Here is a 14,928-nt window from a genome sequence, read left to right on the forward strand (position 1 = left end):
CGCCGGTCGAGGACGAGATCGACGAGGACGCCACGGCCGAGCGCGCCGCGCGCGAGGGGCTGTGGCTACCCCAGTGCGTACCGGTTCGGGAGCGCTGGATGGACATGGTCCTCGTCGTGGACTCCAGCAGCTCCATGGTGGTGTGGCGGCAAACGGTCGGCCAGCTGGTCACCGTCCTCGAGCGCACCGGCGCCTTCCGTATGGTCCGCGTGCACCGGATCAACAGCGACCACCCGCTCCCCGCGGACCCGGCAGGCCGCCGGAACGCAGCCGACCGCGCGCGGAGCGGCCGCTCTCCGGTCGACGGCATCCCACCCCGCGGCAGACGGGCCGTCCTCGTCCTGACCGACGGGATCGGCACCGCGTGGGCCGACGACACCGGCAAACAGGCGCTGGGACGCTGGGCCCGGCACGCCACGGTCGCCGTACTGCATGTGCTGAACCAAGGGCACTGGCACCACACCGGGCTGGTCCCCGAGCGGGTACGGGTACGGGTGCCCGAACCGGGCGCGCCCAACAGAACCTGGCAACGCACCGACGGAGCCCCCTGGCCCGGGGGCGAACCCCCGGTGCCGATGCTGGAGCTCGAAGCGCGGTGGCTGCACCGCTGGGCACAACTGGTGACCCAGCCGTCCACTCGCGGCCGTGACACCCTGGCGCTGCTGCCGGGGGTGCCCGCAGAGCGCTGGGAGCGGGAGCCGGAGCCCACCGCCCGGGACCGGGTCTTCCGCTTCCGTGCCTCCGCGTCTCCGAGCGCCTTCAGACTGGCCTCCCGGCTGGCAGCCGCGCCGCTGAACATTCCGGTCATGGAATTCGTCCAAGGCATGCACGAGCCGCAGGGCAGCCCCGGCGACCTCGCCGAAATTCTGCTGGGCGGGCTGTTGCGCAAGGTCGGAGCCGCTGATCCCCTGGACGAGACGGGAATTGGCTATGAATTCCACCAGGGAGTACGGGAGTTATTGCTGTCGGCCGGGATGCGCGACGAGTCGCTGTACATCCTGCGCAGCGTCCTGGACCGGCTCGGCCGCCGTTGGAAACCCCTGCACGTGCTGCGGGACGCGCTCAACCACCCCTCGGGGACCCTGCCCGAACTGCCCGAGACCGAGCGGCTCCTGCCGTACATGCGCGTCCAGGAGAAGGTCTACCAAGCCCTCTCGGGGCCCTACCTGGAGGGCGCACGGACGTTCCACGCACGCGCCGCGCTCGCTCAGCAAGCGCTCGGCCGCTCGGGCGAACGCGGCGCCGGACCAGTTGAAGACCCACCAAATGGGGGAAGTGCGGTGAGTAACACCAAGATGTCACGATCCAAGCCGACCTCCCCCAAGGAAGAATCATCACCCCCGCAGGCGCACGGCACGCCGGGCGCGGCGGGTGAGCACCCGAGAGGAAGTTTTGTGCCCGTGACCGCTGCCCGGTCCCTGCCCGCCCTGGAGGAGCGCCGCGCCGGGGATCCCCCGGCCATCTGGGGGAACGTCCCGCCCCGGAACAACAACTTCACCGGGCGACAAGCGTTGCTCGACACCCTGCACGAGCGTCTGAGCAGCGAGGGCACGGCCGCCGTGCTCCCCGAGGCCCTGCACGGGCTCGGCGGCGTGGGCAAGTCGCAGATCGCCCTGGAGTACGTGCACCAGCACGCCGCCGACTACGACGCGGTGTGGTGGATCCCCGCCGAGCGCCCCGAGCAGATCCGCCAAGCGCTGGTCCAACTGGCGGACCGGCTGGGGCTGCAGGTCGGCCTGGAGTCGAATATCGCCGTGCCCAGCGTGCTGGAGGCGCTGCGTACCGGCCGCCCCTGCCGCGACTGGCTCCTGGTCTTCGACAACGCGGAAGAGCTGGATACGGTACGCCCCTTCTTCCCCAACGGCGGACCCGGCCGCATCCTGGTGACCTCCCGCAACGCCCAGTGGTCCCGGGCCGCCCGCACGGTCGAGGTGGATGTCTTCGACCGGCAGGAGAGCGTCGAACTGCTGCGGCGCCGGGGCCCGGAGCTGCCGGACGAGCAGGCCGACCGGGTGGCCGAGGCGCTGGGCGATCTACCGCTGGCGATCGAGCAGGCGGCCGCGTGGCTCACCGAGACCGGGATGCCGGTCGACGAGTATCTGCACGTCTTCGAGGACGAGCGGGCGGATGTCAGTACCCGTCGCGCCGAGTTGCTGGCTCAGGGCGTCCCGGTCGACTACCCCGAGCCGGTCGCCGCGGCCTGGAACATGTCGCTGCGCCGACTCGCGGAGCACCATGCCGGCGCCCTGCAGCTGCTGCAGGTGTGCTCCTTCTTCGCGCCGGAGCCGATCTCGCGGCGGCTGTTCTCCGGGGTCCGGGGAGTCTCCCTCTCCCCCGAGCTCTCAGAGGTGCTTCAGGACCCGATCAAGCTCGGTCATGCGATCCGTGAGATCAATCGCTACGCACTGATCAAAATCAATCACCGGAACAACACCATCGAGATGCACCGACTGGTGCAGGCCGTGCTGATGGGCCAGATGTCGCCACAGCAGCAGGCCGATATGCGGCACAGCGCCCATGTGCTGCTCGCCTACGGCGACCCCAACGACGTCGCCCCCGTCAACTGGCCGCGCTACGCCGATCTGCTGTCCCATGTCCGCGCCTCCCGCGCCATGGAGTGCGACGACAAATGGGTGCGGCAGATGGCACGCAACCTGATCAGCTTCCTGTTCGTCTGGGGAGACCACCAGGGCGCCCGCGAGTTCGGCAGCCAGGTGGTGGAGACCTGGCGCCAGACCCTGGGCGAGGACAGTCTGGAGACGCTGTCGGCCTCCCGGACCCTCGGCCACGCCCTGACCGCGCTCGGCCACTACGAGGAGGCCCGGGAGCTCAACGACCGGATCCTGGAGCTGCTGCGCGCCCATCCGCAGGCGGGCGAGAACAACGAGGACACCATCGCGACCATGGGCGCAGTCGCCAACAGCGCCCGGCTGCAGGGGGATTACGGCAGGTCTGTCGAGTTGGAGAAGGACCGGTGGACCAGGGCCCTCCGCGTCTTCGGTGAGGAGGACCCGTACACACTGGCCGCCGCGAACGACTACGGTCTGGCGCTCCGCGCCGTCGGCGACTTCGCGCTCGCCCAGGAGATCCACCAGCCCGCCCGCGACACCGCGGCCATCGTCCTCGGGGAGGACTCCCTCACCACGATCCTGCTCTCCACCCACCTCTCCAGCGACGCCCGCGGCATCGGCCAGTACCACGCCGCCCGTGCCATGCAGGAGGAGACCTTCGCCCTCGCGCTGCGCAGCGTGCCACCCAACGCGCCCACGTTCGTGGCCGCGATGCGCACCCTGGCCGTGGCCCGTCGCAAGGCGGGCGATCACGAGGGGGCGATCGAGCTGACCCGGCAGGCCCTGGACAGCTACCGGCTGCGCTACATCGAGCCCAACCTCGACATCACCACGGCGGAGATGAACCTCTCCATGGACCTGCGCCAGAACGCCGACCTGGCCGGTGCCCGGGACCTCGGCAGAAAGTCCCTGGAGGACCTGCGGGTCATCCTCGGCCCCCGGCACCCCTACACGTCGAGCGCGGCGACCAACCTGGCCGTTACGCTCCGGCTGCTGGGCGAGACCGAGGAGGCCCTGGCGCTCAACAGGGAAACACTGCCGGTTTTTGTCGAGACGCTCGGGGCCGACCACCCCTCGACCCTCACCTGCGCCATCAACCTGGCCAGCGATCTCTACACGCTGGCGGACTACGAAGAGGCACACAGCCTGGACACCGACAGTCTGGCCGCCTGCCGGGAGCGGCTGGGCGAGGACCACCCCACCACGCTGGCCTGTGCGGTCAATCTCTCGGCGGATCTGCGCGCCCTGGGCGAGAGCCGGTCGGCGGAGGAGCTGCACAACGACGCCCTGGAGCGGTTCCGCCGGGTGCTGAGCGCCCAGCACCCGGCCACTATCGCGGCGGCCCGGGGCATCCGCGCGGACTGCGACCTGGAGGCGTACACGTTCTGACGCGACGCCCCGGCGTTCAGCGGCGGCTCCCGATCCATTGGGCGAGAGCCACCGCGTCGGGGCCGCCGTAGACCGGGGCGCGCAGCGCCCGGTGCACCGCGAGCACGGCTTCCGGGTAGTCCAGCAGCGCCTCCTTGGCCGGGCCCGCGGGCAGTGTCAGGGCGAGCCCCGACCAGGCGGGGAGGTCGTCGGGACGCTCGGCCAGACGGTCACGGTAGCCGCGCAGCGCGGCCGCCGTGTCCCCGGCGGCCCAGTCGAGGTCAGCCCTTAGCGGGGCGTCCGCACCGTCGAATGGACGTTCCTCCGGCTTCTCCCGCAGCAGGGCGAAGCCGGCCGGGTCGCGCAGGCTCAGCCGGATCAGGGCGGGGCGCGCCGACACCGCCGTCCGGGAGGTGCGCAGCGCGGTCGCGGGAAGGACGTCCGGGGCGGGCCGGCCCAGCCGCCAGGCCCGCACCCACTCCCCGAGCCGGCCGGGGTCCACCGACAGATGATGCAGACGGTAGAGCAGCTGGTGATCGAGGTTGAGGTCCTCGGCGGCTCGCAGCGGGCTCTCGGGCACGGGCTCCGTGAGCCACGCGGCCAGTCGGCCCTCGACCCCCCGCAGAAATCGATCGCCCAAGGCGGTGAGCTCCGCGTGTGCCCGTAGCGTCCGCAGTCCGTGGGAGGTCTGCGCCCGCCGCAGCGCGAACTCGAACTCCGCAACCGCCCGCGTGGTCCCGTCCGCTGCGACATGCCTGTGGGCCTGCCAGAACGCCGTGACGCCCAAGAAGGCGTACACGCCGTGCAGCAGGCCCCGCAGCGGGCGGGGGTCAACGCGCCAGGGCGCGTAGTGAATCTCCTCCATGCCGCCGTGCATCAAGGGCACCAGGTCCAGCAGGGCGCTGAGTTTGACATGCTGGGCTTCGTGGATCAGCGATGCGGCGAGCGTGGCCGAATCGGTCGGAGGGTTGAGCAGCACACAGCCGTAGGCCTCGGGTGACGATGCGCTGAAAGGTTCCGTCCGCGCGGGGTACCGCACGGGGACGACGGAGATCAGACAGTCGGCGACCCCCGCTGGATCCACATTGCTCTGCCGGGCGACGAGCGCCCAGGCGCTGTCGAAGTGTTCCTGCCACCCCCGCGCCTCCGGTTCGCTCAACCGCGTCGGAGCGGAGGGGCGCAGAAAGTCCCGGTAAGGATCTATGTCATCCAGGTAGGGCGAGCAGGGGTGGACGGGGTGCCGTCCATGCAGCCGTCTGAGGGGGTGCCAGCCCTCGACGTCCCGGGTGAGGTCGGACGGCAGCGGCACCATGTGCGCAGCGGCTCGCGCGATCCGCTCGCCCGCGCCATCGGCGGAGATCTCAGCGACGGGGGAATCGCAGCCCGCGAGGTCCACGAGGCCAAGCGCGGGAAGGATGACCCCACCGTCGCGTACCCCGACCAGGATCCGGAAGTCGATTTCCGCGAGGAGGGCGGCCGAGGCGGCCACGGTGTGCAAATAGCCCGTCTCCAGCCACAGCGGGAGCTCGTCGGACACCTCCTCCGCGACGCCGCGCAGCCTGCGCAGACACCGGCTGAGCCAGGCGCCCACCTGGGGGTGCAGCAGCAGGCGTGCCACGCTCGACGGGCTGCGTCGCTCGGCCCGTATCAGCAGCTCCCAGGCCTCACGCGGCGCGGGCAGCGGCCCCGGCACCCGCGGATGGGAGGAAGCGAGGTCGGTCAACGCGCGTAGCAGGAGCATGAGACGGCTGCGCTGGCCCGCCCGTAACTCGGCGATCGCGGACGCTCCCCCGCCGCCATGCGCCAACTCCTCGAAGCACGCCGTGGACAGTCGGTGGTGACGGCTCATCGGGGGCGCGACGGGCGGCTGGCTGCGGTGCGGGACTGGGAGCGAGCAAGGAGGGCCAGCTGAATAGTCCGCCGGCATGGCCGCCTTTCTTGGTGGGGTGAATGCCGTCGCGCCACGCCGGGATTCCATCAACAGCCCGGTCCGTTCGCGGAGGAAGTCGAGAGTGTCGGCGGGGACTGTACGAGATCGAGCAACCGCCGGGTCGCGAGGGTGAACTCCTGACTCTCGCCCAGTTCTTCAAGCGTCGTTCCCGAGAGGTCCACCAACTCCGTCTCGACCCCCGTCGCCGCTCGCTCCATGACATCGTTCCCCTCTAGACGCTCCGCGCCGGCTCAGGCGAGGCCTCTTCACATGGTGGCCCACCCGATAATGATTGCGGAAGGGCGAAAGGGGCCAGTGGGTGTCGGGCCCATCAAGATTTTGGGACACCCGGGGGCGTCATGTGGCCGCGCTTCCCGGCCAATTCATTTCCGGCGCCGCACGGTCGGGCGCGGGCGGGGGCGGCGGTTCCGCGCCCGGCCGTGGCGCTCCGGGTCAGGGCTCGGAGCCCGGTTCGAGGGCGGTGACTTCGAATACTTCCCCGCAGACCTGGAAGGAGCGCGCCGACGTCTTCATGGAGCGGTAGGAGTCCGGCGGGTAGGCGCGAATTTCGGACGCGGTCCGCCAACAGGGCTTGTCGGACAGGCCTTTGTTGAGGGTGTGCAGACTCGCGTAGGCGCTGTCGCCGGGTTTCAGGACGACCGTGGGCCGCGCCGGTCCTCGGCGGGCGGCGGGGCCGCCGATAGCCGTACCGGGGGTGTCGAGCAGGGAAACGCCGGGAAAGCCCGTCAGCGTGCAACTGGTCTCGCCGGTATTGGTGAAGGCCAGGGGAACATAGACATTGCCGGCGCCGAAATCCGCCCGGCCGGCCGACAGTTTCAGCTGATCCTCGGAGCAGATGCGGCGCGCGGCGGGCGGGGCGCCGGAGGCGCCCTCGGTGGCGACGGACGGCTTGGCCGCGCTCGGCGCCTTCGCGGGGGTCGAGGCCCGGCCGGAGTCATGCGCGCGTGCGCCGGGTTCAGCGGCGCCGGGGCGGCTGGCGCTCGCGGCCGAGTGGGATGCGCCCGCGGCGCCGGGCGGCGCGGGCGCCCCGGAGTCCTCGTCGGCGCCGCAGGCGGTGACCGCGGCCAGTGCACCGATGAGCAGTGCGGATACGGATAAGACCGGCGGCAGACGCCTCGCGGGCGTCCCGCCGTACCGCTGAGCCATGGGCAACCTCCTGTGGTCGGGCATCCGGCGGCTCGTCAGCCGCCGCGCCGAGTGCCCCGACATTCCCCGTCCATTCCCCTTCGGCTCCTCTTCCCCCGATCGGCGCCCTTATGTCTGCGACGGCATTAATCGCATAACAGGGGCAATTCGGCATTGCGGATTCCGCGTCACAATCACCCCATTCGTAAAGCAGTGATGCGGATCACAGTTCATCACCGCCGTGATCGATTTCCGGACACAGGTCCGTCGAGACCTTGTCGTGACCTAAACGATGTGTTTACTGTGCCGCACCCGGCGCATTCCATGCACGGGTCTCTCCCTCGCCGGAGCGCCGAGTCCTGCCGTGGCGGAGGAGTGACACGACGACCTGTCACGGCAGGAGCGGGGGAACCAGGTAGGCGCCGTGCCGTGCCATGTCGGGCGGGACGGCTAGGGGTGAAGTCGCGCCACGGTGCCGGGGGCACCGGGAGAGGCGCGGCCGGGCAGCTCCCGCCCGAACCCGACAGCTCACCTCGCAGGCGTCAGGAGAGGATGAGCTCAATGGCTGCACGCGGACGTCACCGCCGGCCCCGGCCTCGCCGCGTCTCCCGCGCCTCGCTCGCGTTCACCGCGGGCGGCGCCGGCGTGGCGCTGCCCCTCATAGGCGTCGGCCAGGCAAGTGCCGCCTCCGTCGACACCTGGGACAAGGTGGCGGAGTGTGAGTCCACCGACAACTGGAGCATCAACACCGGGAACGGCTACTACGGCGGCCTCCAGTTCTCACAGTCCACATGGGAGGCGTACGGGGGGACGTCCTTCGCGCCCCGGGCCGATCTGGCCTCAAAGGACCAGCAGATAGCCATCGCCGAGAAGGTGCTCGACGCCCAGGGCCCCGGCGCCTGGCCGGTCTGCTCGGTCAAGGCGGGGCTGACCCGCGGCGGCCAGCCCGCGGACGTCACCCCTGGCACCGCGAGCGGCCGCACCCAGACCGCTCCGAAGGCCACCCCCAAAGCGACTCCGAAAGCCACGCCCAAGGCCACTCCCAAGACCGAGTCGGCTCCGGAGGCCGCGCCCAAGGCCACCACCAAGGCCGTCGACCAGAGCGCGGCCGCCTCCGGGCGGTCCGGCTCCTCGTACACCGTGGTCGGCGGCGACACCCTGTCCCGAATAGCCGACACGCGGGATGTGGACGGCGGCTGGCAGCGGCTCTACGAGGCCAACCGCCGCGTCATCGGCGGCGACCCGGACCTGATCTACCCCGGCCAGAAACTCACCCTCGACACAAACCGGTCCCCCGCCGCGCGGCCGCGCGAGAGCCAGCCCCGGGCCGAGCGTACGGACCAGGCCAAGCAGCGCGCCGAGCAGGCGGCCAAGCAGCGGGTCGAGCAGGCGAACAAGGCCCGCGAGCGCGCCAAGAAGAAGTCCGGCTCGGCGGCGCACTCCTCCTCGTCCTTCACTTCGCCGGTCGCCAGCCACGCCGTCGGCACCGCCTACGGCGTCTCCGGCAGCAACTGGTCCAGCGGCCACCACACCGGGGTCGACTTCCCCGTCGCCACCGGCACCCAGGTGCGCGCCGTGGGCTCGGCCGAAGTGGTCGCCGCGGGCTGGGGCGGTGCGTACGGCTATCAGGTCGTGCTGCGCCACTCCGACGGCATGTACAGCCAGTACGCGCATATGTCGGCGCTGACCGTCCACGTCGGCCAGACGGTGTCCGCCGGCCAGCAGCTCGGCCGGTCCGGGGCGACCGGCAACGTAACCGGACCGCATGTGCACTTCGAGGTGCGCACCGGCCCCGACTACGGCTCGGACGTCAACCCGCTCGCCTATCTCCGGTCCAAGGGCGTCCAGATCTGAGAGGTGTGTGAGCGAAGGGTGCTCTGCCGCGGCCCGGTGCCGCGGCAGACCCGCCCTACATCACCAGATGTGCCTTCGCGTGCGTGACCTCCTCGATGTCACCGCCCGCCTTCGAGATCAGCCGGTGAGCGAGGTTGTTCAGCGCACGCGCCGCCGCGATCTCCTCGCCGACCCGCGGCTGAGCCGGGTCGTCGGGATTCCGGTTGGCCCGGCCCTGTGCGAGGATCTCGGTCCCGTCGTGCATCCTCAGCCGGACGACCGCCTCGGTCAGGGGTCCGAGCTCACGGAACTCCATTTCGATGTCGCATCCCACGATCGTCTCCATCGCGGTCATCACCTCCTGCTTCATTTACCAGGATGCGCCTGACCCGGCATCCCGGTCGACCGGGAGAGCAGCTCCACGACCTCGGCGTCGCTGGTCTGGGAGAAGTCCTCGTACCATTCGCCGACCGCCGAGAACTCCGCGGGGGTGGACAGACACACCACGTCGTCCGCGTCCTGCCGCAGCGCCTCGGCCGCGTCCGGCGGCGCGACCGGGACCGCCAGCACCACCCGGGCCGCGCCCTGGGCCCGGGCGACCCGGCAGGCCGCCCGTGCCGTGGCGCCGGTGGCGATCCCGTCGTCCACGACGATCACAGTCCGGCCGCCGACCGCTACCCGCGGCCGGTCGCGCCGGAACCGCCGCGCCTGCCGTGCCAGCTCCTCTTCCTCGGTCCGCTCCACCTCCTCCAGTTCCTCTTTGCGTGCCCGGCTCATCCGTACGATCGCGTCGTGCACCACGCGCACCCCGCCCTCGCCGATGGCGCCGAAGCCCAGCTCGCGGTGGAAGGGGACGCCGAGCTTGCGGACGATGATCACGTCCAGGGGCGCCTTCAGCTCCCGCGCCACCTCGAAGGCCACCGGCACCCCGCCCCGCGGCAGCCCGAGCACCACGGGATCCTCGCCGCTCAGGGGGGACAGCCGGGCGGCCAGCCGCCGCCCTGCGTCCACGCGGTCGACGAAGATCATGACTCACCCCCTAGACAGGGAGACCCCGCTCTTACGACTCCATCCGAAGATTCCCCCGTCCGCAAACCGGCGGGGACCCGGTCGGCCGCGTCGGCGCGCGGAAGCGGGCCGGGGCGGCCCACCCTGGAACCATGGAGAACGCCACGGATCCGAGCGAGTCCGGCCATCTCGTCTTCGTGGACGCGTACGACGCGGACACCAGATACCGGCGGGTGTGGCTGCGCGGCCTGGGCTGGGAGCCGCTGGAGCAGGAGGAGTTCGAGCCGCGGGTGCGACGGCTGTTCCCGGACATCGACCTGGACGACCCCGAGCAGATCCACTGGGTCGACCGGCCGGGCCAGTGGCCGCCCTGGCATCCGGGTGAAGCATGACGGTCCTCGTCGGCACCTCGGGGTGGCAGTACAAGGACTGGCGCGACGTGCTGTATCCGTCCGACTGCCCACAGCGGCTGTGGCTGGAGGAGTACGCGCGGGGGTTCGCCACCGTCGAGTCGAACAACGCCTTCTACCGGCTGCCCACCCGCGAGCAGTTCGCCACCTGGCGGGAGCGCACCCCCGCCGGGTTTGTGATGGCCCTCAAGGCCAGCCGCTATCTCACCCACATCAAGCGGCTCCGCGACCCCGAGGAGCCGGTCGCGCGGCTGATGTCGCACGCCGAGGGCCTGGGGGACCGGATGGGCCCCGTGCTGCTGCAGCTGCCGCCCACCCTGCGCGCCGACAGCGGGCTGCTGGACGCGGCGCTCGGCTGCTTCCCTGCCGGGACGCGGGTGGCCGTCGAGCCCCGCCATGACTCGTGGTGGACCGACGAGGTCCGGGGGGTGCTGGAGCGCCGGGGCGCGGCGCTGTGCTGGGCGGACGCCGCCTCCCGGCCGGTGACCCCGCTGTGGCGCACGGCCGGGTGGGGCTATGTCCGCTTCCACCACGGGCTGGCCAGGCCCGCGCCGCGCTACAGCCACCAGTCGCTGACCGCCTGGGCGCGCCGGGTGGCCGATGCCTGGCCCGAGCGCGGCGATGTCTACGCGTACTTCAACAACGACCCGGGCGGAGCGGCCGTCCACGACGCCGTGGTCTTCGCCCGGGCCGTGGCGCGGCGCGGCCGCGAGGTGAGCCGCACCCCCGATCTGTGACCGCCCGCGCTCCTCCGGTGAGTGGTCGCTCCTTGACCGCGCCGGTCACTCCTTGACCGCGCCGCCCAGCATGCCCTCGATGAACCGGCGCTGCAGAGCCACATAGACGACCACCACCGGCAGCGCGATGAGCACCGAGGCCGCCGCGAGCAGCGCCGCGTCGGAGCTGTGCTGCCCCTGGAAGAAGGCCAGGCCCAGCGGGACCGTGCGGTGGGCCTCGTCGCTGACCATGACCAGCGCCATCAGGAATTCGTTCCAGGTCCACATGAAGGTGATGACCACCATGGTGGAGATGGCCGGGCGGCCCATGGGGACCAGAACCCGCCACAGCGTGGTCCAGGTGTTCGCGCCGTCGATCCGGGCCGCCTCGATCACCGACCGTGCGCTGCCCCGGAAGTACGTCCGCATCCAGAAGACGCCGAAGGCGAGGGACTGCGCGGTCTGCGGCAGGATCAGCGCCCAGTAGGTGTCGGTGAGCTCGGCGTACCGCAGGTCGAAGTAGAGCGGTACGACCAGCGCTTCCTGGGGCAGTGTCAGGCCGATCACGAAGAGGTAGAACAGCACCGTGGAGCCGGGGAAGCGCATCACCCCGAAGGCGTACGCGGCGAGCACCGCCAGCACGGTGGTGGCCGCCACCACGGCCGCGGTCACCAGGACCGAGTTGCCGAGGTAGGTGCCGAAGTGGCCGCGGTTCCAGGCGTCGGCGAAGTTGCTCCAGTGCAGTCCGCCCTCGGGCAGCGAGAAGCCGGTGTCCAGGGAGTCCTGGGAGTCGAAGGCGGTGGAGAGGATGCCGATGACCGGGGTGAGCGCGATGACCGAGAAGAGGGCGAGGATGCCGTAGGTGACAGTGCGTTCGAGGCGCGTGGTCATGACCGCCGCCCTTCCACGAGCCGGGAGACCGTGACGGTCAGGACGAAGATCAGGACCGTGAGGGCCACCCCCACGGCGGCGGCCGAGCCGACCTGGTTGGTCTCGAACGCCCGGTGGTAGACCTCGTAGGCGGGTACGGAGGTGGAGTTGCCGGGGCCGCCGCTGGTGGTGATGTAGATGAGGTCGAAGTTGCGCAGCCCCGCCACGATCGTCAGGGTCAGCGCGACCGCGATCTGTGGCCGCAGCCCGGGCAGGGTGACGGAGAAGAACTCCCGTACCGGCCCGGCGCCGTCCATCCGGGCCGCCTCGTACAGCTCGCGCGGGATGCGCTGGGCGCCCGCCAGGAAGAGGACCATGCACAGCCCGGTGCCGACCCAGGTGCCGACGATGCCGACGGCGGGCAGGGCCCAGTCGTAGTCGCCGAGCCAGGGGCGCGCGAGGGAGCCGAGGCCGACCGCGTGGAGCGTGTCGTTGAGCAGCCCGTCCGGGGCGAGGATCGAGCGCCAGGCGACGCCGACCACGATCAGCGCGAGGACCTGGGGCAGGAAGAGGACCGTACGGAAGAAGGTCATACCGCGGACCCTGGCGCGGGACATCAGGGCGGCCAGCAGCAGCCCGATGGCCACCGGCAGGGCCGAGTAGAAGACGAGCAGCAGCAGGGCGTGCGCGAAGGGGGCGCGCAGCGCGGGGTCGGTGAACAGGTCGCGGTAGTTGTCGAACCCCGCGGGGGTGGCGACGGTCAGGCCGTCCCAGTGCACGAACGACAGCCAGACCGACTGGCCGAAGGGGTAGAGCAGAAAGGCCGCGTACAGGACGAGGGCGGGCAGGATGTAGAGGTAGCCGATGGCGCGGGGCTCGCCCGGCGCCCGCCGCCGGTACGCGGCCGCGGAGAGAGGGTTTTTCATTTCGGCTCCGCCGGGGCGGGTGTGGCCGCGTGGCGCTCACGCTGTTTCTTCATGAAGGCGCCGTAGTCCTGTTGCAGGGTGGCGGCGAACTTCTCGGGCGAGGTCTTGCCGCTGATGACGCCCTGGAGGGCTGCGGTGATGGTGTCGAAGAAGGTGGGGCTGGAGTAGTCGAGGTACGGGACAAGACCGTCGGCCGCGCTCAGCCGCTTCCATCCGGCGATCATCTGGCCGTCCACGGTGTCCGGGTCCACCCGCTCGGCGGCCGCTCCGGGCACCGCGGGCAGCACACCGTGCTCGGTCATCACATCGGCCGCGTGCTTGTTGGTGATGAAGTCGAGGTAGGCGGCGGCGACTTCGGGGTGCCGGGAGCGGGAGGTGATCGACCAGGCGAGCCCCTGGCCGCCGGTGGTGACGGGGGCGCCGCCGGCCGAGGCGGGGGGCGGGGTCATCAGGCCGAGCTTGTCGCCCATGGCCTTCTTCAGGTCGGCCAGCAGCCAGGTGCCGGTCAGCAGATAGCCGCCGTCGCCGGAGGAGAACTTCTTGGCGGCGTCGTCGTAGCCGAGCCCGTTGGAGCCCTTGGGGAGGTAGCCGCGCTTCGTCCAGTCGGCGAGGGTGGCCGCCGCGTCCTTGGTGGCGGTGGTGTCGAAGCCGGTGCCGCGGCCGAGTACGGTGTCGCGGACCTCGGCGGCGGCGAGCTGGTCCTGCAGTACGCCGAAGGTGTGGATGGCCGGGTACTTGTCCAGGTTTCCGAACTGGATGGGCAGCTTGCCGCGGTCCTTGAGGCGCGAGAGGCTCGCGGTGAACTCGCCCCAGGTCTTGGGCGGTTTGACGCCGGCCTTCGCCAGGACGTCCTTGTTGTAGTAGACGCCTATGTACTCACCGGTCTGGGATATGCCGTAGAGCCGGCCGGTGCCGAAGTCGGTGCCGTCGGCGGAGACCCGGTTGAGGTTGAGCAGGGTGTTCGGGTAGCGGGTGTTCCAGGCGTAGACCCCGGCGTAGTTGTCGAGCGGGGCGAGCAGCCCGGCCTGGACGAAGGACACCATGTCCGGGTAGCCCTGGTTGGCCTGGACCACATCGGGAGGGTTGTTGCCGGAGAGGGCGAGCTTGAGCGTGGTCTTCAGATCGTTGAAGCTGCGCGCCACCCGCTTGATCTTCACATTGGGGTACTTGCGCTCGAACTCCTTGTTGAGCTGCTGCAGTTCCCCGTTGGTGCCGCCCCGGATCTCCTGGTCCCAGACCGTCAGCGTGACCTTCCCGGCCTTCGCAGGGTCCGGTACGGCGACGGCGGGGCCGTTGCCCGGGCCGTAGGCCTGCGATCCGTCGGTGCCCGGCACACAGGCCGTGGCCAGCAGCGCGAGCCCGGCCGTGAGCAGGATCGGCACAGCCCTCCGGCGTACCCGGCGCGAGCCGGTACTGGGGAATCCCATCAAGATCTCCTTCAGACGTATCCGTGGACCCGTGGGCATCGTCACGCGCCCCGGAAACCGATGGTGGGCAGGGCCCGCAGGCGCGGCCACTCGCGCACCCCGGCCGGGATCAGCTCGTTCAAGAACCCGTAGCGGTGCGCCAGTTCGCCGCACGCCGCGCCGTCGTCGGCGGCCTGGGAGGTCAGCGCCCACCACGCGGCCACCTCCGCCCAGCCCGGGGCGGCCAGCGAGCCGCCGAAGTGCTGGACCGAGAGGGCGGCGGTGAGGTTGGCGAAGGCGAGCCGTTCGGCGAGCGGCCAGCCCGCGAGGGTGCCGGTCATAAAGCCCGCGACGAAGACGTCGCCGGCCCCGGTCGGGTCGAGCGCGGCCACGGGCAGCCCGGGCACCTCGGCGCTCTCCCCGGTGAGCGAGTCGATGGCCACGGCCCCTTCGGCGCCCCGGGTGACCACTGCGATGGGCACCAGGTCGGCCAGCGCCCGTACGGCCTGCTCGGGGGTGTCGGTGCGGGTGTAGCGCTGTGCCTCGGCCGCGTTGGGCAAAAAGGCGTGGGCGTACCCGAGGTCGGGCAGTGCGGCCAGGTCCCAGCGGCCGGAGTCGTCCCAGCCCACGTCGGCGAAGATCCGGCTGCCCTGGGTGTGTGCCTGGCGCACCCAGTCCTCCTGCCGCCCCGGCTCGAAGGCGGTGACGCAGGCGCGGGAGGGCGGCGGTGCGGTGTGGGTGGCGG

11 protein-coding genes, 1 pseudogene and 1 riboswitch are annotated in these 14,928 nt (G+C 71.2%); of the genes and pseudogenes, 4 read left to right on the forward strand and 8 right to left on the reverse strand.

Annotated elements, in window-relative coordinates:
* The coding region (gene fxsT, locus CCN51_RS37110) for an FxSxx-COOH system tetratricopeptide repeat protein (RefSeq protein ID WP_086860603.1) at positions 1 to 3,959 on the forward strand (3,959 nt) is incomplete at its 5' end.
* Positions 3,960 to 3,975: 16 nt separating this feature from the next.
* Here the strand turns inward: fxsT and CCN51_RS37115 are convergent.
* The gene (locus CCN51_RS37115; RefSeq protein WP_043486349.1) at positions 3,976 to 5,787 is read right to left on the reverse strand and encodes an HEXXH motif domain-containing protein; all 1,812 of its coding nucleotides are present in this window, start codon (positions 5,785 to 5,787) and stop codon (positions 3,976 to 3,978) included.
* 534 nt (positions 5,788 to 6,321) lie between these two features.
* A complete protein-coding gene (locus tag CCN51_RS37120; RefSeq protein WP_014174728.1) occupies positions 6,322 to 7,035 on the reverse strand; it encodes a DUF4232 domain-containing protein in 714 nt (237 codons plus the stop codon).
* A 353-nt stretch (positions 7,036 to 7,388) separates the two neighbouring features.
* A riboswitch (cyclic di-AMP (ydaO/yuaA leader) is annotated at positions 7,389 to 7,570 on the forward strand.
* Between the two features lie 5 nt (positions 7,571 to 7,575).
* Here CCN51_RS37120 and CCN51_RS37125 point away from each other — a divergent pair.
* Positions 7,576 to 8,868, forward strand: coding sequence for a transglycosylase family protein (locus CCN51_RS37125; RefSeq protein ID WP_014174729.1), 1,293 nt, complete (start codon positions 7,576 to 7,578; stop codon positions 8,866 to 8,868).
* Positions 8,869 to 8,923: 55 nt separating this feature from the next.
* On the opposite strand, the gene CCN51_RS37130 is transcribed toward CCN51_RS37125, so the two are convergent.
* Together CCN51_RS37130 and CCN51_RS37135 are read right to left on the reverse strand one after the other, a co-directional pair.
* On the reverse strand, positions 8,924 to 9,217 hold the full coding sequence (locus CCN51_RS37130; RefSeq protein WP_014174730.1) for a dsRBD fold-containing protein: 294 nt from the start codon (positions 9,215 to 9,217) through the stop codon (positions 8,924 to 8,926).
* A 17-nt stretch (positions 9,218 to 9,234) separates the two neighbouring features.
* Positions 9,235 to 9,876, reverse strand: a pseudogene (locus tag CCN51_RS37135) (phosphoribosyltransferase); the annotation flags it as partial.
* A gap of 131 nt (positions 9,877 to 10,007) precedes the next feature.
* Here CCN51_RS37135 and CCN51_RS37140 point away from each other — a divergent pair.
* Together CCN51_RS37140 and CCN51_RS37145 are read left to right on the forward strand one after the other, a co-directional pair.
* The gene (locus CCN51_RS37140; RefSeq protein WP_014174732.1) at positions 10,008 to 10,247 is read left to right on the forward strand and encodes a hypothetical protein; all 240 of its coding nucleotides are present in this window, start codon (positions 10,008 to 10,010) and stop codon (positions 10,245 to 10,247) included.
* Complete coding sequence (locus tag CCN51_RS37145; protein WP_014174733.1) at positions 10,244 to 11,002, forward strand: DUF72 domain-containing protein; 759 nt, start codon at positions 10,244 to 10,246, stop codon at positions 11,000 to 11,002. The genes CCN51_RS37140 and CCN51_RS37145 overlap by 4 nt, the downstream gene beginning before the upstream one ends.
* Positions 11,003 to 11,047: 45 nt before the next feature.
* On the opposite strand, the gene CCN51_RS37150 is transcribed toward CCN51_RS37145, so the two are convergent.
* From CCN51_RS37150 to CCN51_RS37165, 4 genes are all read right to left on the reverse strand, one after another.
* Positions 11,048 to 11,872: a carbohydrate ABC transporter permease gene (locus CCN51_RS37150; RefSeq protein ID WP_014174734.1), complete on the reverse strand. Its 825-nt coding sequence runs from the start codon at positions 11,870 to 11,872 to the stop codon at positions 11,048 to 11,050.
* Positions 11,869 to 12,777: a carbohydrate ABC transporter permease gene (locus tag CCN51_RS37155; RefSeq protein WP_014174735.1), complete on the reverse strand. Its 909-nt coding sequence runs from the start codon at positions 12,775 to 12,777 to the stop codon at positions 11,869 to 11,871. Before CCN51_RS37155 ends, CCN51_RS37150 begins: the two co-directional genes overlap by 4 nt.
* The gene (locus tag CCN51_RS37160) at positions 12,774 to 14,204 is read right to left on the reverse strand and encodes an extracellular solute-binding protein (protein WP_014174736.1); all 1,431 of its coding nucleotides are present in this window, start codon (positions 14,202 to 14,204) and stop codon (positions 12,774 to 12,776) included. The genes CCN51_RS37155 and CCN51_RS37160 overlap by 4 nt, the downstream gene beginning before the upstream one ends.
* A gap of 41 nt (positions 14,205 to 14,245) precedes the next feature.
* Positions 14,246 to 14,928 (reverse strand): carbohydrate kinase family protein (locus tag CCN51_RS37165; RefSeq protein WP_245881747.1); only part of this gene is annotated, 683 nt, incomplete at its 5' end.

It is taken from the genome of Streptomyces milbemycinicus (assembly GCF_002154605.1).
Classification (GTDB): Bacteria; Actinomycetota; Actinomycetes; order Streptomycetales; family Streptomycetaceae; genus Streptomyces; species Streptomyces milbemycinicus.

Bases quoted from the DNA above. Each gene is read 5' to 3' on its own strand.
- CCN51_RS37130 (WP_014174730.1), bottom strand. From the start codon at position 9,217: ATGAAGCAGGAGGTGATGACCGCGATGGAGACGATCGTGGGATGCGAC.
- CCN51_RS37145 (WP_014174733.1), top strand. From the start codon at position 10,244: ATGACGGTCCTCGTCGGCACCTCGGGGTGGCAGTACAAGGACTGGCGC.
- CCN51_RS37140 (WP_014174732.1), top strand. From the start codon at position 10,008: ATGGAGAACGCCACGGATCCGAGCGAGTCCGGCCATCTCGTCTTCGTG.
- CCN51_RS37155 (WP_014174735.1), bottom strand. From the start codon at position 12,777: ATGAAAAACCCTCTCTCCGCGGCCGCGTACCGGCGGCGGGCGCCGGGC.
- CCN51_RS37125 (WP_014174729.1), top strand. From the start codon at position 7,576: ATGGCTGCACGCGGACGTCACCGCCGGCCCCGGCCTCGCCGCGTCTCC.
- CCN51_RS37120 (WP_014174728.1), bottom strand. From the start codon at position 7,035: ATGGCTCAGCGGTACGGCGGGACGCCCGCGAGGCGTCTGCCGCCGGTC.
- CCN51_RS37150 (WP_014174734.1), bottom strand. From the start codon at position 11,872: ATGACCACGCGCCTCGAACGCACTGTCACCTACGGCATCCTCGCCCTC.
- CCN51_RS37115 (WP_043486349.1), bottom strand. From the start codon at position 5,787: ATGAGCCGTCACCACCGACTGTCCACGGCGTGCTTCGAGGAGTTGGCG.
- CCN51_RS37160 (WP_014174736.1), bottom strand. From the start codon at position 14,204: ATGGGATTCCCCAGTACCGGCTCGCGCCGGGTACGCCGGAGGGCTGTG.